21 protein-coding genes are annotated in these 18,732 nt (G+C 73.3%); 13 read left to right on the forward strand and 8 right to left on the reverse strand.

What is annotated here, in order from left to right:
* The first annotated feature begins 129 nt into the window (after nucleotides 1-129).
* The 9 genes from LG943_RS16150 (at nucleotide 130) to tgmC (ending at nucleotide 9,435) form a co-directional block, all read left to right on the forward strand.
* Nucleotides 130-888: a GbsR/MarR family transcriptional regulator gene (locus LG943_RS16150; RefSeq protein WP_270073111.1), complete on the forward strand. Its 759-nt coding sequence runs from the start codon at nucleotides 130-132 to the stop codon at nucleotides 886-888.
* Nucleotides 889-1,250: 362 nt separating this feature from the next.
* Nucleotides 1,251-2,591, forward strand: a complete 1,341-nt coding sequence (locus tag LG943_RS16155) for an MFS transporter (RefSeq protein WP_270073112.1) — start codon at nucleotides 1,251-1,253, stop codon at nucleotides 2,589-2,591.
* Between the two features lie 122 nt (nucleotides 2,592-2,713).
* Nucleotides 2,714-3,064, forward strand: a complete 351-nt coding sequence (locus LG943_RS16160) for a nuclear transport factor 2 family protein (protein WP_270073113.1) — start codon at nucleotides 2,714-2,716, stop codon at nucleotides 3,062-3,064.
* Nucleotides 3,065-3,258: 194 nt separating this feature from the next.
* Nucleotides 3,259-4,716, forward strand: a complete 1,458-nt coding sequence (locus LG943_RS16165; protein WP_270073114.1) for an alpha/beta fold hydrolase — start codon at nucleotides 3,259-3,261, stop codon at nucleotides 4,714-4,716.
* Between the two features lie 11 nt (nucleotides 4,717-4,727).
* Nucleotides 4,728-6,011 carry a sensor histidine kinase gene (locus LG943_RS16170; RefSeq protein ID WP_270073115.1) on the forward strand — a complete coding sequence of 428 codons (1,284 nt, stop codon included), beginning with the start codon at nucleotides 4,728-4,730 and terminating at the stop codon, nucleotides 6,009-6,011.
* The gene (locus LG943_RS16175; RefSeq protein ID WP_270073116.1) at nucleotides 6,008-6,709 is read left to right on the forward strand and encodes a response regulator; all 702 of its coding nucleotides are present in this window, start codon (nucleotides 6,008-6,010) and stop codon (nucleotides 6,707-6,709) included. Before LG943_RS16170 ends, LG943_RS16175 begins: the two co-directional genes overlap by 4 nt.
* A gap of 316 nt (nucleotides 6,710-7,025) precedes the next feature.
* Nucleotides 7,026-7,259 carry a putative ATP-grasp-modified RiPP gene (locus LG943_RS16180; RefSeq protein ID WP_270073117.1) on the forward strand — a complete coding sequence of 78 codons (234 nt, stop codon included), beginning with the start codon at nucleotides 7,026-7,028 and terminating at the stop codon, nucleotides 7,257-7,259.
* 2 nt (nucleotides 7,260-7,261) lie between these two features.
* Nucleotides 7,262-8,239, forward strand: coding sequence for an ATP-grasp ribosomal peptide maturase (gene tgmB, locus LG943_RS16185; RefSeq protein ID WP_270073118.1), 978 nt, complete (start codon nucleotides 7,262-7,264; stop codon nucleotides 8,237-8,239).
* Nucleotides 8,236-9,435: an ATP-grasp peptide maturase system methyltransferase gene (gene tgmC, locus LG943_RS16190; RefSeq protein ID WP_270073119.1), complete on the forward strand. Its 1,200-nt coding sequence runs from the start codon at nucleotides 8,236-8,238 to the stop codon at nucleotides 9,433-9,435. Before tgmB ends, tgmC begins: the two co-directional genes overlap by 4 nt.
* A gap of 71 nt (nucleotides 9,436-9,506) precedes the next feature.
* On the opposite strand, the gene LG943_RS16195 is transcribed toward tgmC, so the two are convergent.
* Both LG943_RS16195 and LG943_RS16200 read right to left on the reverse strand, forming a co-directional pair.
* On the reverse strand, nucleotides 9,507-9,692 hold the full coding sequence (locus LG943_RS16195) for a DUF397 domain-containing protein (protein ID WP_270073120.1): 186 nt from the start codon (nucleotides 9,690-9,692) through the stop codon (nucleotides 9,507-9,509).
* Nucleotides 9,689-10,492 (reverse strand): helix-turn-helix domain-containing protein, encoded by an 804-nt coding sequence (locus tag LG943_RS16200; protein ID WP_270073121.1) that lies wholly within the window; start codon nucleotides 10,490-10,492, stop codon nucleotides 9,689-9,691. The genes LG943_RS16195 and LG943_RS16200 overlap by 4 nt, the downstream gene beginning before the upstream one ends.
* A gap of 324 nt (nucleotides 10,493-10,816) precedes the next feature.
* Between LG943_RS16200 and LG943_RS16205 the strand changes: the two genes are divergently transcribed.
* On the forward strand, nucleotides 10,817-11,167 hold the full coding sequence (locus tag LG943_RS16205; RefSeq protein ID WP_270073122.1) for a hypothetical protein: 351 nt from the start codon (nucleotides 10,817-10,819) through the stop codon (nucleotides 11,165-11,167).
* A gap of 273 nt (nucleotides 11,168-11,440) precedes the next feature.
* Here LG943_RS16205 and LG943_RS16210 read toward each other — a convergent pair whose 3' ends face one another.
* Nucleotides 11,441-11,788 carry an ArsR/SmtB family transcription factor gene (locus LG943_RS16210; RefSeq protein WP_270073123.1) on the reverse strand — a complete coding sequence of 116 codons (348 nt, stop codon included), beginning with the start codon at nucleotides 11,786-11,788 and terminating at the stop codon, nucleotides 11,441-11,443.
* A gap of 57 nt (nucleotides 11,789-11,845) precedes the next feature.
* On the opposite strand from LG943_RS16210, the gene LG943_RS16215 reads away from it, so the two are divergent.
* A complete protein-coding gene (locus LG943_RS16215) occupies nucleotides 11,846-12,172 on the forward strand; it encodes a putative quinol monooxygenase (RefSeq protein ID WP_270073124.1) in 327 nt (108 codons plus the stop codon).
* Nucleotides 12,173-12,265: 93 nt separating this feature from the next.
* On the opposite strand, the gene serB is transcribed toward LG943_RS16215, so the two are convergent.
* The 4 genes from serB to LG943_RS16235 all read right to left on the reverse strand — a co-directional run bounded on the left by serB (nucleotide 12,266) and on the right by LG943_RS16235 (nucleotide 15,859).
* Nucleotides 12,266-13,498, reverse strand: coding sequence for a phosphoserine phosphatase SerB (serB, locus tag LG943_RS16220; RefSeq protein WP_270073125.1), 1,233 nt, complete (start codon nucleotides 13,496-13,498; stop codon nucleotides 12,266-12,268).
* 111 nt (nucleotides 13,499-13,609) lie between these two features.
* Nucleotides 13,610-14,230, reverse strand: a complete 621-nt coding sequence (locus tag LG943_RS16225; RefSeq protein ID WP_270073126.1) for a DUF1707 SHOCT-like domain-containing protein — start codon at nucleotides 14,228-14,230, stop codon at nucleotides 13,610-13,612.
* 49 nt (nucleotides 14,231-14,279) lie between these two features.
* The gene (locus LG943_RS16230; protein ID WP_270073127.1) at nucleotides 14,280-14,903 is read right to left on the reverse strand and encodes a DUF1707 SHOCT-like domain-containing protein; all 624 of its coding nucleotides are present in this window, start codon (nucleotides 14,901-14,903) and stop codon (nucleotides 14,280-14,282) included.
* 188 nt (nucleotides 14,904-15,091) lie between these two features.
* Nucleotides 15,092-15,859 (reverse strand): hypothetical protein, encoded by a 768-nt coding sequence (locus LG943_RS16235; RefSeq protein WP_270073128.1) that lies wholly within the window; start codon nucleotides 15,857-15,859, stop codon nucleotides 15,092-15,094.
* A 135-nt stretch (nucleotides 15,860-15,994) separates the two neighbouring features.
* On the opposite strand from LG943_RS16235, the gene LG943_RS16240 reads away from it, so the two are divergent.
* Together LG943_RS16240 and LG943_RS16245 are read left to right on the forward strand one after the other, a co-directional pair.
* Nucleotides 15,995-16,780: an ABC transporter ATP-binding protein gene (locus LG943_RS16240; RefSeq protein WP_270073129.1), complete on the forward strand. Its 786-nt coding sequence runs from the start codon at nucleotides 15,995-15,997 to the stop codon at nucleotides 16,778-16,780.
* A gap of 294 nt (nucleotides 16,781-17,074) precedes the next feature.
* Nucleotides 17,075-18,064 carry an SPFH domain-containing protein gene (locus LG943_RS16245; protein ID WP_270073130.1) on the forward strand — a complete coding sequence of 330 codons (990 nt, stop codon included), beginning with the start codon at nucleotides 17,075-17,077 and terminating at the stop codon, nucleotides 18,062-18,064.
* Between the two features lie 156 nt (nucleotides 18,065-18,220).
* Here LG943_RS16245 and LG943_RS16250 read toward each other — a convergent pair whose 3' ends face one another.
* A complete protein-coding gene (locus tag LG943_RS16250) occupies nucleotides 18,221-18,574 on the reverse strand; it encodes a WhiB family transcriptional regulator (RefSeq protein WP_270073190.1) in 354 nt (117 codons plus the stop codon).
* Nucleotides 18,575-18,732: the final 158 nt, after the last annotated feature.

Genomic DNA, 18,732 nt, shown 5'->3' on the forward strand with positions numbered 1-18,732 from the left:
CAGGTGGACGAATCAAAATCGTTGCGCTGGTCGCGTGTAGAACGCAATGGGTGCCACTGTGTCGTTGCAATGTAGATGAACGGAACGCTATGGTGGGCGCAACGGAGTACTGACGAAGGGGAGACCGCGATGCCGGGAGGCAGGCTCAGCCAGCAGGAGCGTCAGCAGATCGCGGTGGGGCTGGCCGACGGCCTCGCCTACGCCGAGATCGCCCGGCGCCTGGACCGTCCCACCTCCACGGTCACGCGTGAGGTGATGCGCAACGGCGGCCCCACCGGCTACCGTCCCGACCTGGCCCAGCGCGCCACCGAGCAGCGCACCCGCCGCCGCCGGACCGCCGCCACCCGGGAGCGCGAACCCAGCCCCCAGCCCTACGGGCGCGACCCCGAAGCCGTTGCGGAGTTCGAGGAGCGGCTGACCACCGTCCTGATGATGTCGGGCCTGGCCAAGATGCCCGCGCGGGTGCTCGGCCGCCTCTACATCACCGACGAGGCCAGCCTCACCGCGGGCGAACTCGCCCGCCACCTCCAGGTCAGCCCGGCGTCCATCTCCAAGGCCACCACCTACCTGGAGGGGCTGAGCCTGGTCCGCCGGGAGCGCGCCGAAGGCCGCCGCGACCGCTACGTCGTGGACAACGAGCTGTTCTACCAGTCCACGATCGCCAGCGCCCGCGCCAACGACCTGCTGGTCGAGACCACGCGCCAGGGCGCGGCCATCCTCGGCGCGAACACCCCCGCCGCCATACGCCTGGAGAACATCGCCCGCTTCCTCGACTTCGTCAGCGAGAGCACGCACCGCGCCGCCGAGCAGGCGCGCGAAATCCTGCGCGCCACCTCCGCCCCCGCCCCGGCCGACGCCCCCAAACCGCCGCCCTCGGACCCCGCGTAGCGCCGCGCGGCGGTCCGGCCCCGGCGGCGGTCCCGCGTCCGAGATCCGGGGTCCGGCGACCGGGGACCGGGCTGTCGACCGCGCTGTCACACCCCGCTGGTAGCGTTCGGGGCATGTCCGGCTCCTCCGCGGCCGCCTGCGCCGCCGTCACCAGGACGCTCCGCTAGCGGCGGGGCGTCCCGGCCTCTCTCGGTGAGACGTCCAGCCGCTTCGTGATCAGACCGGAGCGGCGCCTTCGTGCTGCCCGGAAACTCCTCTGAGCGACGGAGCACCGGATGTCCTCACGTCTTCTCCCTTTCCTTTCTTCCGGCGGGCGCGGCCCGTCCCCGGCACGCGCGTGGCTGGTGCTGTGCGCGCTGTCGATGCTTCAGTTCTTCATCGCGGTCGACGTCACCGTGGTCAACATCGCCCTGCCCTCGATCGGCGCCGAACTGGGGGTCGGCGGCCACGCGCTGACCTGGGTCGTGGTCGGGTACACCGTCACCGGCGGCGGGCTGCTCATGCTCGGCGGGCGCCTGGGCGACCTGCTGGGGCGCCGCCGCACGCTGCTGGTGGGCACGGGCCTGTTCGGCGCCGCCTCCCTGCTGGCGGGTCTGGCGCCGACCTTCGCGCTGCTGGTGGTCGCCCGGCTGCTCCAGGGCGCCGGTGAGGCCATCGCGCTTCCGGCGGCGATGGCGACCATCGTGCTGCTGTTCCCCGAGGGGCCGCGCAGGTCGCGGGCGCTGGGCGTGTGGGCGGCGGTCGCCAGTTGCGGGCTGGTGCTCGGGTTCGTCCTGTCGGGGGTCGTCACCGCCCACCTGGGGTGGCGGTGGATCTTCCTGATCTCGGTGCCGTTCGTGCTGGTGGTGCTGCTGGCGGCGCTGCTGCTGGTCGAGCACGACCGGTCGCCGGCGCCCGGCGCCGCTCCGCTGGACGTTCCCGGGGCGCTGCTGCTGACCGCCTGCCCGCTGCTGCTCGCCTACGGCGTGGTCGAGGCGGGCGAACCGGGCGGGCCGGTGTGGGTGGTGCCCGCCGCGCTGGCCGGGGCGGTGCTGGCGGGGGCCGCGTTCGCGCGGGTGGAGGCGCGTTCCCGCAACCCGCTGCTGCCGCCGGCCTTCTTCGCCGACCGCACCCGGGTGGCGGCGAACCTGACCACGGTGCTGCTCAGCGGGGCGCTGTCGACCTCGTTCCTGCTGTTCACGTTCTACCTTCAGGACCGCCTGGGCCTCGGCCCGCTGGCGGCCGGGGTGACGATGCTGCCGCTGGCGGTCGCCCTCATCGCCGCGTCCGTGCTCGTGCCCCGGCTGCTGGCCGGGTGGGGTGCGCGCGCGTGCGTGCTGGCGGGGCTCGGGTTCACCGGTGCCGCGATGGCGGTGATCGCGCTGGTCGCCCGCTGGGAGGCGGGGCCGGTGGCGCTGGTCCCGGCGATGCTGCTGGTGGCCGCCGGGATGGGGTTCGGCCTCGTGGGTCTCCAGTACCTCGCGGTCAGCGGCGTGACCGGCTACGACGCGGGGGCGGCCGCAGGAGTGCAGCGCGCGGCCGACCAGCTCGGCGGCTCCGGCGGTGTGGCGGTCTACGTGGGGATCGGGTTCGCCCCCGCCCTGCACGGCGCCGACCCGTTCCTGGTGGCCGCCCTGCTGGCCGGGGTCGGGCTGCTGGCCGGTGCGGTGGTGGCCGGGCGCATGCCCGTGCCGGACGCCGACCCGCAGGCGCGGGAGGCGTAGCAGTCCGCCCTGCCGCCGTGCCCACCGTGATTTCCGGCCGGACGCGGCGGCGGGGCGGCGCCCCTCCGGACCCGGCGGCTAATATATGCGGAACGCATACAAATGCTCGAAGGAGGGCTCGCATGGCCGAGGACGACTGGTCGTCGGTGCGGGAGTGGCACCGCGCGGTCAACGAACGCGACCTGGCCGCCGCCCGCCGCCCCAAGGGCGCGGCCGAGGGCGTGGAGGTGTTCACCGACTGGATCACGCGCTCGGGGATCCACCTGGAACCGGTGTCCTGGCACCCGGTGGCGCGGGACCGGATCGTGGTCGAGCAGGACGCCACCTGGCCCGACGCCCCGGACGCGGAGTCCCGCCAGGCCCCGCCCGTGCGCACGGCCACCCTGTTCGTCCTCGACGGCGACCGGGTGGCGGCGGCCCTGCGCTACGACGACGGCCTCCACGCGGCCCTGCGCGCGGCCGACGGCGGCTGAGCGCACGGCGCGCCCGGCACCGTCCAAGGGCGCCCACCGCGGGTCTCGCCTCCTGCCCCGCGCGGCCCGGTCCGGCCGCGCCGTGCGCGCGGATGTATGCCGGGTGGCAGATGTGGCGCGGCGGTCGCCTGCCTAGCGTTGGGGCACCCGACGACGGCGCGGCCGCGCCCCTTTTTTCCGTGAGGACCCCTTCCATGAACCGCCCGCGACCAGCCCTGCTCGCCCCGCTCGCCCTGCCCGTGCTCCTCGTGCTCGGCGGCTGCTCCACCGCCGACGCCCAGCCCGTTGCCGACTCCACCGCCCCGGCGGCCCTGTCGTGGTCGGCGTGCGCGGGCGACGTCGCCGCCGCACTGGAGTGCGCCGAACTCGACGTCCCCGTCGACTACGACGACCCCGGCGGGGCCACCATCACGCTCACCCTGGCGCGGGCGGCCGCGACCGGCGAGGGCGACCCGCTGGGCACGGTCCTGTTCAACCCGGGCGGTCCGGGCGGGAGCGGGGTCGGTGCCCTGTCCCGGTCGCTGGCGAACTTCGCGGGCCTGCGCGAACGGATGGACGTCGTGACCTGGGACCCGCGCGGCGGGCAGAGCGGCGAGCACCTTCCGCTGGAGAACTGCGCGACCGGACCCGCGTTCGCCACCCCCGACAACCGGCGTGCCTACGAGCGGGCCGCGGAGGCAAACGCCGAGGCCGTCGCGGCCTGCCGCGACGCCGCCCCCGAGGTGTTCGCGAACATGGACTCCGCCACCCAGGCCCGCGACATGGACGCCATCCGCGCCGCCCTCGGTGAGGAGGAGCTTTCCTACCTCGGCAACTCCTACGGCGGCGTCCTCGGCGCCTCCTACGCGCGGCTGTTTCCCGAGCGGGTGCGGGTGATGGCGCTGGACAGCGTGCCCGACCACGTCTCACCCATGGCGGAGTCCGAGCGGCTCCAGTACGAAGGCCTGGAGGCGGTGTTCGAGCGCTTCACCGCCTGGTGCGCCGAGGACACGTCGTGCGCGCTGCACGGGAGCGACGCCGAGGAGGTGTGGCAGGACACCGTCCGCCGGGCCGAGCGCGATCCGCTGCCCGGCGCCGAAGCCGCCGGCGACCGCCGCTACGACGGGGACGACCTCAAGGCGCTCGCCCAGTCCATGGTGCTGCGCGAGGCGAACTGGCCGGCGTTCGCCGAGGCGGTCGCGGCGGCCGCCGACGGCGACGCCGCCAAGTTCGATCCGCGCGGGCGGGGCCTGCCGCCCCAGCCCAGCGCGCTGCTCGCGGTGCGCTGCGCCGACGGGTTCGCCTACGACGGCTACCGCGCCTACCGCCGCGCGGTGGAGCGCTCCGAAAGCTTCTCGCCCAACTTCTCCGGGGTCCGGGAGAACGCCCACCTCGCGTGCTCCTCGTGGTCGCCCGACGCCGTGAACCCGCCCGCGCCCCTGCCCGCCGACGAACTCCCGCCGATCCTAGGCGTCGCCCCGGTGTATGAGGAGGGCTCCGTGCGGGCCGTCACCGACGCGGTGCCCGGGTCGGTCACCGTCGGCTACGACGGAATCGGCCACGGCCTCTACGTCAACCACGGCGACCCCTGCGCGATCGGCCACGTCGACCGGTACCTGATCGACGGCGTCCTGCCCGACCCCGGCACGAGCTGCCCCGCGCCGGACGCGTGATACTGGCCGCCGTGAGAGCACTGCGGACGCTTCGGCCCACGGCCACCCGGCGGCGGATGTCCCCCGCCGCCGGGGACGCCCTGCTCGCGGGCGGTGCGGCGGCCGCCACCCTGGCCGCCGCGGCACTCGACGGGTGGGTGCGCGGCCGGCCGCCCGACCTCACCGACGCGGGCGCGCTGGTCGCGTGGGTGCTGCCGGTCGTGGCCGCCTGCGCCCCCCTGGCGGTGCGCCGCCGCGCGCCGCTGGCGGCGGTCGCCGCCTCGGCCGCGGTGGTGCTGGTGGCGAGCATGGTCCTCCAGCGCGACACCGGGATGTGGGCGCTGGCGCTGTGCGTCGCGTCGGCCGCCTACCACCGGCACCGGCTGCGGGTCGTGCTGGCGGCGGGCTCCGCCGTGTGGGCGGCGGCGCTCGCGCTCGCGGGCGGCGGGACCTGGGGCCTGGCCGCCCTGCCGGTGTACGCGGCGGCCGGTGCGGCGCCGGCCGCCGTCGGCTACGCGCTGCGGCTGCGCTCCGAGCGCGCCGAGCAGGCCGAGCGGTTGCAGCGTGCCCGCGAGGAGCGTGCGCGCGCGGACGAGGCCGCGCGGATCGCCCGCGACGTCCACGACATCGTCGGCCACCACCTGAGCGCGATCCGCCTCCAGGCGGTCGGCGGCCGCCGGGCGCTGGGCGGCCGCGACCCGGAGGCCGACCGCGCGCTCGGCGGGATCGCCGACCTCTCCGCGGAGGCGCTCGCCGAGATACGCGGGCTGCTCGCGACTCTGGTGCCGACCGACGCGCGGTCGCGCGCCGCGGACCGGGGGTTCGCCGACCTGGCGGCGCTCGCGGAGCGCAGCGGGGGTTCGGAGCTGGACGTCGTGCTCGACGTCGACCCCGCTGTCCAGCGGAGTGGCGCGGACGCGGCCGTGGCGGGCTGCGTCTACCGCATCGTGCAGGAGGCGCTGACCAACGCGGCGCGGCACTCGGCGGCGGGCGCGGCCGAGGTCCGGGTCCGGGGGGTGGACGGCGCGATCACCGTCACCGTCGAGGATCCCGGCCCGCCCCGGGTCCGGCCCGGGGGCGCACCGGCCGGGCGCGCTGACGGCGGTCCGGCCGGGGGCGCCGAGGGTGCTCCGAGCGGGGGCCGCGGCCTTGCGGGGATGCGCGAGCGCGTGGCCGCGCTCGGGGGAAGCTGCACCGCCGGGCCGCGCCCGGAGGGCGGCTGGCGGGTGCGGGCCGACCTGCCCGCACGCCCGCCGAACGCCGACGCGGGCGCGGACGCCCACCGCGACGACGCGCTCGCCGGGGAGGCCCGGTGATCCGCCTCCTGGTGGCCGACGACCAGCGGCTGGCCCGCGAGGGACTGCGCCAGCTCCTCAGCCACGAGCCCGACATCGCCTTCCTCGGCGCGGCGCGGGACGGCGCCGAGCTGGTTGAGATGGCCGGTCGGCTCCGGCCGGACGTGGTCCTCACCGACATCCGGATGCCGGGCATCGACGGGATCACCGCCATCCGGCGCCTGATGGCCGGTCCGCACTGCCCGCCGGTGATCGCGCTGACGACCTTCGACACCGACGCCTACCTGTTCGGGGCGCTCGAAGCGGGCGCCGTGGGGTTCCTGCTGAAGGACGGCGACCCCGACCTCTACCCCGCCGCTGTGCGGGCGGCCCACAAGGGGCACGGCCTCATCGACCCCCAGGTGACCCGGCGGCTGGTGCACCGCTACGCGACGCCCGGCCCGCACGCCGCCGCGCCGAAGGCTCCGACACGGCCGACGGCCGCGCCTGATGCGGCGCCCGCGGCCGTGCCGGAGCTGACGGCGCGGGAGACGCAGGTCCTACGCCTGCTCGCCCTCGGCCGGTCCAACACCGAGATCGCCGACGACCTGGGAATCGCCGCCGGAACGGCCAAGATCCACGTGTCCCGCATCCTCACCAAGATCGGCGTCCGCACCCGCGTCCAGGCCGCGATTTACGCCTACCGCACCGGCCTGGTGGAGGAGGACGAGCAACCGTAGACACCGAGGCGGCGGTGGTCCGTGGCGGGGTCCTGCAAGACCCCCTGAGCCCGGAGCAGCCCGACCATCTCGGCCATGGCACCCCTCCGACTTCGCTGGAGACCTTCCTCATTGAAGGTAATCACCCGCACGCTCAGAGTCAGGAGAAGCACGACACCGGTCTACTCTGGGGGCGTCCGAGAGAAGTCTCCGTGTGGTAGCAGGGACATAAGACGGGTGGTCTGCCCCGGCGTCGTCCTCCGCCATCCAGCCCGACCGCTCTTGCACAGGAAGAGGCCGCACCTTGGAGAAAGTGGAACCTCAGGCGCCGTGGGCTATGCGGCTGGTCACCGGACGGCTGCCGGTCGGCCCGCCGGGCTACGCGGTGGTGAGCCTGGACCCCGCAACCCAGATCGCCCGCTACACCGACGCCGCCGGACGGCCGGTCGAGCTTGCCAAGCACGGCACCTCCCGGACGAAGGGCACCGCCTCGATGTCGGGGGGCGGCGACGGCACCGGCCCCAACCCCCAGACCCAGGACGACAACACCACCGACTACGAGTCCGACTGAGCATGGGCTCCACCGTCCTGGTCCTCACCGCTCTGGAAGACGTCACCGCCGACTGGGTCATCGCCGAACTGAACGACCGGGGCGTGCCTGTGGCGCGCGTGGATCCCGCCGACATCGGGGCCGCGCTGTCCTTCGACTTCCGCCTCGGCCTTGACACAGGGGAGTGGCAGGGGCGGCTGCGCACGGGAAGCCGGGAGGTGAACCTGGAGGACGTGGCGGCGGTGTACTACCGCCGCCCCACCCCTTACGCCGCCCGATACGAGCACCTGCCAGCCCAGCAGCAGCGTTTTGCCGCCGCCGAGGCTCGCCACGGTCTGAGCGGCGTCCTCAACCACCTGTCGGCCGCCCGCTACGTCAACCACCCTTCTGCGGTGGCCCGCGCCGACTTCAAACCGGCCCAACTCCAGCGCTTCGCCGACCTCGGACTGACCATCCCGCCGACGCTGATCACCAACGACGCCGAGGCCGCACGTGCCTTCGCCGCCGACCACGAGCACGTCGTCTACAAGACATTTCGCGGCCTGCCCCCCGGCGAGGACGGGCACGCCGGGGTGATCTGGGCGCAGCGCGTCGACCCCGCCGCCTTTGACGACTCCCTCGCCCTCACCGCGCACCTGTTCCAGGCGCAGATCCCCAAGACCTGCGACGTGCGGGTCACCGTCGTCGGCCCCCAGGTGTTCGCCCAGCAGATCACCACGCCACACGGCGCGCTCGACTGGCGCAGCGGCGACTGGGCGGAACTGGTCCACACCCCCGTCACCGTCCCCGCCGCCGTCGAGGCCGCCCTGCACGCCTACCTGGAGTCCTGGGGGCTCGTCTTCGGCTGCTTCGACTTCGCCCTGACCGGCGCGGCCCTCGATCCGCAGTGCTGGACCGCCATCGAGTGCAACCCCAACGGGCAGTGGGGCTGGCTGCCCGACGCGCCGGACATCGCGCGCGCCTTCGCCGACATTCTGAGTAGAGGAGACGGTCGGCCATGACGCTGCCCGCTGACCTGGACGCCGACGCCGCGCGGCTGCGGCGCGGCTTGGTCCGCGCCCTGGCCGAGGAGGGGGTCCTGGGCGATCCCGCCTGGCGGCAGGCGGTCGCGGCGGTGCCCCGACACCGGTTCGTGCCCGGCTTCTACCTGCCGGGCGAGGAGCCTGACCCAGACGGGCTGACGGTGTGGGAGCCGGTCACCGCCGACCTCGACCACGCCCGGTGGCTGGCCGCCGCCTACTCCGACACCACGCTCATCACCCAGTTCGACGGCGACGAACCCGACTGGGCGCGCCCCGCCGTGCGCCACGGCGGCGCGCCGACCTCCTCCTCCACGCTGCCGTCGCTGGTGGTGGGCATGTGGGCCGACGCGGAGGTCGCCGAGGGCCACAACGTGCTGGAGATCGGCACCGGCACCGGCTACTCCACCGCGCTGGCCTGCGAACGGCTCGGCTCAGCCGGGGTCACCTCGATCGAGGTCGACGGGCACCGATTGAGGCAGGCCGCTTCCTCGCTGCACGCCTGCGGCTACATCCCCGCACTGGCGGTGGCCGACGGTCTCTATGGGTACCGGCCCCGGGCGCCGTTCGACCGGATCGTGGCCGCCTGCTCGTTCCGGGCCGTGCCCCCGGCCCTGCTCGCCCAAGCCCGGCCGGGCGGCAAGATCCTGCTCACCCTGTCGGGGTGGCTCTACGGCTACGCGCGCGTCCTGCTGACCGTCGACGCCGACGGCACCGCCCACGGGCGCCTGCTGCCGGGGACGGTGTCGTTCATGGCGGTGCGCACCCACGCCCCGCCCTCGTTCGGCAACCCCGCCCACTGGGCTGCCTTGGCGTCCGGCGCCGACCGCCCGACCCGGCACGCTCCGGACCGCCTCACCCACCCGACGGTTGAGGCGTTCCACCTGCGGTTCCTCGCCCAGTGCGCGGTCCCCGACGCGCAGATGGCGACCGTGGACGGGCACGTGCACCTGGTGGATGTGGTCACGGGGTCGGTGGCCGTGCTGTCGGCCCAGGGCGGGGACTGGAGGGTCCGGCAGGGCGGCCCGGTGGCGCTGTGGGATCGCGTCGAGGCCGTGGTGGACGCCTACGACGCCGCCGGTGCCCCCGAGCCCTCGGCCTTCACGCTGCACGTGGACGCTGCCGGGCAGTACCTGCGCCACCCCGGCATGCCGAGCCTGCGGCTACCCCAGTTGTGAGGTGACGCGGCCCGCCGGTAATAGGAAGAGCCCCTAGGGACGTCCCTGGGGGCTCTCTCGTCTGGGGGCTGCTAGAGGGTGTCGTTGCGGAGGGCGGAGAGGAAGGCGTCCCACTCGGTCGCCGGGAAGGTGAGGTGGCCCAGGTCGCGGTGCTGGGTGTCGCGCATGAGGGTGTGCGCGCCTTCGGCGACCTCGACGCAGTTGGGGTTCTGTGCGCCGCTGTAGCTGCTCTTGTGCCAAATGTTAGTTTTGCTCATGGAATATCGCTTCTCATTCTCTTGATGAGGATCAACGACTGATCCGGGGACAAGGCTTCCACTTGGAGATCCCCGAACTGATTCGAGACGTCCGCAACTTCCGTTGCTTTCTCTATGAGCACCATTCCTTTGATGTGTTCGGCGTGAACGATCTGGCGTCCGTCTGCCATGGTCGCGATTCGGAACGAACCACAGACGCCAACTCGGGGTCGCCGAATGTCGTGGGGAACCACGCTGAGCACGATGCCATGCCGGTTGACCACTGTAACCAGATGGTCCAGTTGTTCGGCCATGACCTCAGGCATCACCATGGTGCGAGTCAGGGCGTACTCATCCAGCACGAACCTGAGTTCCGTGCGGGGGTTGAGCTGCTCCAGCCGAGCCATGCGTGAGGCTATCAGTTGGTCGACCTGCTCCTCGGCCAGCGCCCGTCGCCAAAGAATGGTACGAGCATACTTGGGGCTCTGGAGCAGACCAGGGACGATGAGCGGCTGGTACTCCCTGATCTCGATGGCGGCCCTCTCCATGAGTATGAAGTCGTTCCACTCGTCGGGGACATCGTGTGTGCCGCTCAGTTCGCGCCAGCGCTGAAGCAGAACTCCACCTGTAGCAAGCCCTTCATCGAGCGCGCCCGCTTGGTCCCGATTTGGTGTTCTCGTGCCGTTCTCCATTTTTCCAATGAGTTGTCGGCTCTGATGAATCATGCGAGCGGCATCGGTCTGGTTCTTTCCGGCCATTTTGCGAAGGCGGCGAAGTTCGGCGCCCCACCGAGCCCACTGCTCGTTCACTTGTTCTGCCATGTTATGAGGGTGCACCATCCGCGCTACGCGATGCGCGGCATTCTCGATAACGCTATAAACATGTAGCTCTTATGGCAGGTCAGCCCATGGGTCGTCATGGTGGGCATGAAAGACCCCCGCGATGCGGGTCAGGCATCCGGGGGCGTGGTCCCCAGCTTCAAGGGAGCTGAGAACGATGCACATCCTAGCGATGGTTATTGCGCCGTTGGCGGTTATCGCCCGATTGGTTCGGCCCGCGCGCGGGCTGCACGCCGCACCCCCGCAGTGGGCGCGGTTCGAACCCGACGACGACCTTTTCGGTGTCGGCCGCCGTGTGGTGGCCGCGTGAGCGCCGATGGCCGGGTGATTCGCCATCCCGGGTCGCTGCGCCAGATCCCGGCCTCGGGCAAGGTCGTCTCCACGCCCCGCCCCGACACCCCGCCGGTCTCCGTCCTGTGGGCCGCGCGCGAGGGGTGGTGCGTGTGGCACAAGCACGTCGGCACCCGCTGCGTCGCCTCGGGCACCTGGGACGGGCGCGACTACCCGCTCGCCGTCCTGTGGCGGTTCTTCGTCAGCGAGGAGCGCCGCGACTGGGAGCAGGCGATCTACCCGATCGACCCGCGAAGCCTTATCGGTCCTTTTCTCCGCGAAAGCACGGATTCCCATGTCCACGGATTTTCCACCTGCGTGCGATGAGTGGCGCTGCCATCTCTGCGAACGCTCAAATGACAGGGAGATATGCGGGTACTGCGGAAATCCGAAGGAGGCCACCGCCGCCTACCTCCGGATCTACGCCCCGCGTAAAAGACGACGGCGGCCCCGGCACGGCCGCGTCCGGCCCTACGTCCACCACCTGACACCCGCCGCCGCATGACACCGGCCGCATAAAACCCGCCGCATAAAACCCGCCGCATAAAACCCGCCACATGGAACCCGCCGCATGAAATCCGGCGGCGGTGAGAACGAGCCTCAGCGGGTGGCGGGGTCGGCTGCTTCGGTAGGCGCCGGGCTTTGCCGCTCGGGCTGAGGCTCGGATTCGGATGCCAACTCCTCGGTCAGCAGGTCGAGCAGGCCGGGGAGGTGGCGTTCGATGTGGCCTCTGCGCAGGGAGACCGCACTGCCGTTGCCGTGGTCGCGCTGGACGATCAGGCCCGCCTCGCGCAGGACACGGAAATGGTGGGTGCGGGTGGCCTTCTTCACCGGCAGGGCGAACGAGCCGCAGGCGCGTTCGCGGTCGGCCGGGTCGGCGGCGAGTTCGGCCACCACCCGGCGGCGGGAGTCGTCGGCCAGCGCGCCGAACACCTTGCCCAGATCCATCCACCACTCCTAGGTACGACTTGCATCGTACCTCATGGCGGGCTAGCGTCCTCAGGTATGACGATCGTCGTACCTGAAGCAGAAGGGGCCGTCGGCCTCTACGGATTCGCCCGACCCAAGCCCGAGCGGGCCGATGAGCTGGAACGCCTGCTGCTGTCGTTCGTGGAGCCCACCCGGGCCGAACCGGGCTCGTTGCAGTACCAGGTCCACCGCGACACCGCCGACCCCGGCACGCTCGTGTTCTACGAGCTGTGGCGCTCGCCCGCCGACCTGCGCGCGCACCTGGCCCGCCCCGAACTCGCGGACTTCCAGCGGCACCGCATGGACTACCTGCGCGAAGACCTGGAGGTGCACTGGCTGACCCCCCTCAGCGCACCCGCCTGAGCCCCCGCGCGGACGCGACGCGAACGGCCGCCCATCCCCTTCCGGGGATCGGGCGGCCGTGGTGGTGCGGGTCGGCGGGTCGGTGCGGTGGCCTCAGTGGGCGGCGGGGTCGAGGTCGTCCATGCGGTCGGCGGCCTCGACCTCCTCGCGGGTGATGCCCAGGAGGTAGACGATGGTGTCCAGGTAGGGCACGCTGACCGAGGTGTCGGCCTGCTGGCGCACCACCGGCTTGGCGTTGAACGCCACCCCCAGCCCGGCGGCCTGGAGCATGTCGAGGTCGTTGGCGCCGTCGCCGATGGCCACGGTCTGGCTCAGCGGCACCCCCGCCTCGCCCGCGAAGCGGCGCAGCGCCTCGGCCTTGCCCACGCGGTCCACGATCGGCCCGACGAGTTCGCCGGTGAGCTTGCCGTCCACGATCTCCAGCGTGTTGGCCATGGCGTAGTCCAGCCCCAGCCGCTCCACCAGGACGTCGGTGATCTGGGAGAACCCGCCGCTGACGATCGCGCACTCATACCCCAGCCGCTTGAGCGTGCGCACCAGGGTGCGCGCGCCCGGCGCCAGCACCAGTTGCTCGCGCACCCGGTCCACGGCCGAGGCGTCCAGCCCCTTGAGCATGGCCACGCGGCGGCGCAGGGAGTCCTCGAAGTCGATCTCGCCGCGCATGGCTTCCTCGGTCACGCGGGCGACCTCCTCGGCGCAGCCCGCGTGCTCGGCCAGCAGCTCGATGACCTCGCCCTGGATCAGGGTGGAGTCGACGTCCATGACGACCAGGTGCTTGGCGCGGCGGTGCAACCCGCTGGGCTGGAGCGCGACGTCGATGGCCTGGGTGGCGGCCTCCATGGAGAGGTCGCCGCGCAGGCGCTCGGGGTCGGCGCCCGAGACGTCGAGTTCGATGGAGGTGACGGGATAGCTGGCCAGCCGCTCGATGCGGTCGATGTTGGCCCCGGCGCGGGCGATGCAGGACGCGATGGCGCCCAACTGCCCGGGCCGCAGCGGGTCGGCCAGGATGGTCACGTGGAGCTGGTCGGTGGAGTCGGCGCCCACCCGGCCGTTGCCACGGGAGAACTCGACGTCCATGTCGAGGTCGATGCAGGTCTTCTCGACGGCGCTGCGCAGCTCGGTGAACACGCGGTCGTGGCTGACACCGGGGGCGACGCCGTCGTCGACCGCCAGAACCGCCCCGAGCACCAGGCGGCCGCCCACGACGACCTGTTCGAGGTCGACCAGGGTCACCGGGTACACCGAGAGGGTGCTGAGCAGCCGCGCGCTGACACCCGGACGGTCGCGACCGGACACCGTAACCAGGAGCGTGGAGTGTTCATTCATGGCTTCATCCACGGTACTCGGCGGAAAAATCCCGCCGTGTCGCAGCCCGCCCCCTGTGGACGGCCGTTCACCGCGCGGCCACGGACCCGACCGGGGCGGGTCGCGCGGGGGTCACCGGTCCTTCTTCTTCTTGCGCTTGGGCTTCTTCGCCTTCACCTCGATACCACCCAGCATGCAGGTACCCGTAAGACGTATAACGGGGTGATTGGGGTCGGTGACCTCGTCGGTGCCGTGGAGGCTACAGCCCCCCAGAATGCCTGATGTGTTGTTCACCACACGCACGCCCGGGGGCACGGTGATCTCCAGCCCGCCCAGCACCACCGCGCACTGGATGGTGACCTCGCGCTGGCTCAGCACGGCCTCGCGCAGGTCGAGTTCGACCCCGCCGCACAGCACCGACACGTTGGTGCGGGCCTCGACCAGCCACCGGCCCTTGCGCTCGGCGCCGCCGAAGACCGCCACGATGTTCTCGCGGCCCTCGCCCTGGGCGGCCAGCCGCCGGGCCTCCTCGGAGGACACCTCCATGCCCGGCGCCGCGCCCGGGCCGCCGCCGGGGGCGGGCAGGTCGCGGGTGACGACGGCGAGTTCGCCCACGGTCTTGGCGCGGTAGAGCGCGTCCAGCCGCTCCTCGTGCTCCTGGGGCGTCAGCCGACCCTCGGCGACCGCTTCCCGCAGCCGTTCGATGACGCGGTCGCGGTCGGCATCGGAGGCGCGGATGTGTTCGGGTTCCATGGCAGTGTGCCGCTCTCTCACTCGGTGTGCCGGATCGGCGCGCACGCGCTCACAGCCAGCGCTTGGCCTTGGGGTCCTTGGACCGGACCGTGATGGTGGACAGCCAGGCTCCGCCCTCCAGCACCACGGTGGGCGGGGCGGGCGAGGCGGCGTCCTCGCGGGTCTTCACCTCGACGGTGCTGAGGGTGTCGCTGACGCGGCTGACCACGCGCACGCCCGGCGGCACGACGACCTCCAGGGTGCTGAGGACCATGGCGACCTGCACCGTGACCTCGCGCTGGCTCAGCACGGCCTCGCGCATGTCCAGCACGGCGGTGCCCACCATCACCGAGACGTTGGTGCGCGGCTCGACCAGCCAGCGGCCCTTGCGCTCGGCGGCGCCCAGGACGGAGCGGATGTTCTCCACGCCCTCGGGGGAGCGGGCCAGGCCGCCGAGGTCGGTCCGCCCGGCGGCGCCGCCCGCCACGGGGAGGTCCTGGGTGAGGGGGGCGAGTTCGCCCAGCGTCTTGGCGGCGTACAGCGCGTCCAGCCGCTCGGAGTGCTCGTCGTGGGTGAGGCGGCCCTCGCTCAGCGCGGTCGACAGCACCTCGGCAACGCGGTCGCGGTCGGCGTCGGAGGCGCGGAGGTGGGGGAGGGCCTGTCCGTGAGAGGAAGCCGGTGCCGTGTCGTTCATGGTGTCGAGTATCGCCTGCCGACCGTGCGGGGCGGATCCGGAACATCCCCGGGGTTTCCCCTGAGAACGCGCCCCGGCCCCGGCCCCGGCCGCCCGCGCTGCGCGAACCCCGCCGCGACCGGCCAGAAGCCGACGCGCGACCGGCCCCGCACCGACCCCCGACCCGTCCGGCGCGGCCCGGGGCGGGCTCAGTCGCCCGCGCAGTAGGCGGCCACGCGCGCCCGGCGCACCGCGCTGTCGAGCACCCGCAGCGCCTCGTGGCGGGCGCTCATCTGGGCGGCGCTGAGCCCGCGCCCGCCGTCGGCCCCGGCCAGGCGCACCACCACGGCCAGCCGGTCGGCCTGGGCCGCCAGGCGGTGGGCGCGCTGGGGGTGGCCGGGCGCCAGGCCGTGGGCGGGGGCGCGGTCGGCGTCGCGCAGGTCGGCCAGCGCGCGGGCGACCTCGGGCCCCCACGAGGAGATGTCGTCCACCCGGCCGAACAGCTCGGCCGACTCCCGGATGGCGCCCTGGAGCCGGTGCTCGGCGTCGGCCAGCGGGACGTACTCGGGGTCGCGGTCGGCGGCGGGGTAGGCGTCCCAGGCCACGCCGACGTAGGAGGAGCCGCGCCGGTCCTCGCCGGGGACCAGCCCCACCCGGCGATCCGCCAGCCGGACCAGCACGGCCTCGCGCGCCTCGACGGCGGCCCGGTTGAGGTCGGGGCCGCCGACCAGCCCGAGGGGGTCGCCGGGCACGGGCAGGCACAGGTGGAACCGGGCCAGGCCGTGGGAGCGCAGGCGGGCGAGCGCGCTGCGCAGCGGGGCGCCGGACTCGAACGGCAGGCCCTCGGCGACCGCGCCCACCACGTGCGGCCCGGTGGCGCGCTCGACGGCGTCGACGAGGTCGTCCAGCCCGGCGTGCCCGGCGAGCCAGGCGTTGCCCCAGGCGACCACCTGTGCGGATGACAGTTCTGCGAGCATCGCTTCAGCCTAGATCGGGGCGCGGACAGGCGGGGGCGTCGAGTAGGTTCCTAACGGCGAGGCCCGCGCCGCGCGGCGCCCCCTCCGGCGGCGCGGCGGCGGGCGGCATGGACGTGGAAGACCCCGGGGAGTGCGATGAACGGCCAGGTGCTGCGCATGCGCGGCGTGACGGTGCGCCGCGGCGAGGCGGAACTGCTGCACGAGGTGGAGTGGACCGTCGAGGAGGACGAGCGCTGGGTGGTCCTCGGCCCCAACGGCGCGGGCAAGACGTCGCTGCTCAGCGTGGCCGCCGCGCAGTTGGCGCCCGACTCCGGCGAGGTCGCGGTGCTGGGCGAGGACCTGGCCGAGGCCGACACCACCGAGCTGCGCAGCCTGGTCGGGTTCGCCAGTTCGGCGGTGGCCAACCGCATCCCCGACTCCGCGCTGGCGCTGGACCTGGTGATCAGCGCGTCCTACGGCTACCTGGGCCGGTTCGGCGAGGAGTACGGCACCGTGGACCTGGGCCGGGGCCGGGCGCTGCTGGCCCGCTGGGGCGCGGCGCACCTGGCCGAGCGCCGCTACGGCACCCTGTCGGAGGGCGAGCGCAAGCGGGTACTGATCGCGCGGGCGCTGATGGCCGACCCCGAACTGCTGCTGCTGGACGAGCCGGCGGCGGGGGTGGACCTGGCCGGGCGCGAGGACCTGCTGCGCCGGTTGACCACGCTGGCCGACGACATCGACGCCCCCGCGCTGGTGATCGTGTCCCACCACGTCGAGGAGATCCCGCCGGGGTTCACCCACGTGCTGCTGATGCGCGAGGGGCGGGTCGTGGCGGCGGGGCCGCTGGAGTACGAGCTGACCGGCGAGAACCTGAGCGAGGCGTTCGGGATGCCGCTGAAGGTGGACCGCGACGGCGACCGGTGGAGCGCCCGCGCCGTGTGAGGCGGCGGCGCGGCGGCGCGCTCGCGGGAGGCGGGCGCGCCGGACGCCGCCGGTGGGACGGGTGTGCCGGGCGGGCGGGGTTTGTGCGGTTGTCGAACCCTGACATCCGGTTGCCCGTAATTAGGCGAGGTGTCCGCATCCGGCCACGTTGACCGGGTTTAGCGCCTGGTCGGCGGCCTGCTCCGGGGATCGGCCCACGTGCGGCCCCTAGGATCGCCGCGTACATCGGTTGTGTGGCAGCCGATGTGCCGCGCCCGCCCGTGTCCCCCTGCCAGGAGAGCCGGAGCCGCCCTGATGGGAACCGTCATCGTCATCCTGCTGATCTTCGTCGCCATCCTGGCGGTGGTCGGCTGGTTCAGCATCCGGATCGTGCCCCAGGCCGAGGCCGACGTGGTCGAGCGCTTCGGCGGCTACCACCGCACCCTCGGCTCCGGGTTCCACGTGGTCATCCCGTTCGTGGACCATGTGCGCGAGCGGATCGACCTGCGGGTGCAGGTGGTCAGCTTCCCGCCGCAGGCCGCCATCACCCAGGACAACCTGTCGGTGAACGTCGACACCGCCGTCTACGTGCGGGTGACCGACCCCTACAACGCCACCTACAAGGTCGCCAGCTTCATCCAGGCTGTGGAGCAGTTGGCCTCGGCCACCCTGCGCAACGTGATCGGCGGGATGGACCTGGAGCAGACCCTCACCTCCCGCGACCAGATCAACCGCGAGCTGCGGGCGGTCCTGGACGAGGCCACCGCCGAGTGGGGCATCGAGGTCAGCCGGGTCGAGCTGAAGGCCATCGAGCCGCCGGAGTCGGTGCAGGAGGCCATGGAGAAGCAGATGCGCGCCGACCGCGACAAGCGCGCGGAGATCCTGACGGCCGAGGGCCAGAAGCAGTCGGCGATCCTGCGCGCCGAGGGCGAGCAGTCGGCCGCCGTGCTCAGCGCCCAGGGCGCCGCCGAGGCCGAGAAGGTGCGCGCCAAGGCCGAGGCCGAGGCGATGACCGTGCGGGCGCGCGGCGAGGCCGACGCGATCATGATGGTGGCCCGCGCGCTGAACTCCGGCAAGGTGACCAACGAGCTGCTGGCCTACCAGTACCTCCAGAAGCTGCCGGAGATCGCGCGCGGCGACGCCAACAAGGTGTGGATCGTGCCCAGCGAGATGGGCAAGGCACTGGAGAGCATCGGCGGGATGTTCGACCGGGTGCGCGACAGCGGCCCCGAGCAGCCCGACCAGCGGGTGACCGGCGAGGCCAACGGCCGCGAGCGCACGGTGGAGCCCGGCGCGCGCACCTGAGAGGTGCGGGCCGGGGTTCGCGCGGCAGAGCGCGCGGACCGGCGCCGCCGGCCTGAGGGCGCGCGCACGGCGGGCCGCGCCCGCCGCCGACGGGGCGGGGCGCGGTGGCGGACGGACCGGCGGGGGCCGCGCCGCACGGGCGCGGCCCCCGGCCGGCTACCGGCCGGCCTCGGCGCCGACCCCCGCCACCAGGGGGGAGTCGGTCAGCCAGCCGTCGCCCGAGGGCTCGGTGTTCTCGCGCTCGTAGCGGTCACGCGCGGCGGTCAGCAGGTCCCACCACGACGTGACGTCCTGGCGGCGGCGCAGCAGCGCCCGGCGCTCGCGTTCGGTCATCCCTCCCCAGACGCCGAACTCGATGCGTTCGTCCAGCGCCTCGGCAAGGCACTCGGTGCGCACCGGGCAGCCCCGGCAGATGAGCTTGGCGCGGTTCTGCGCGGCTCCCTGCACGAACAGCGCGTCGGGATCGACCTCGCGACAGAGCGCGCGGGTCGTCATCTCCGCAGTCCACATGTTGCCCCACTCCCAGATCAGCATGTGTGTTATCGGGTGTGCCGACGGGCGCGGACGCCGACACGGTGCGGGGGACGGCACGGGCCGCGACGGGGGTCCCGTGGATCGTCCGACAGGGGGTCGGTGGTCGCTCGGGGCCGGGGTTTCGGCGGACTGTG

Source organism: Streptomonospora mangrovi (genome assembly GCF_027604915.1).
In the GTDB taxonomy this organism is placed as follows: domain Bacteria; phylum Actinomycetota; class Actinomycetes; order Streptosporangiales; family Streptosporangiaceae; genus Streptomonospora; species Streptomonospora mangrovi.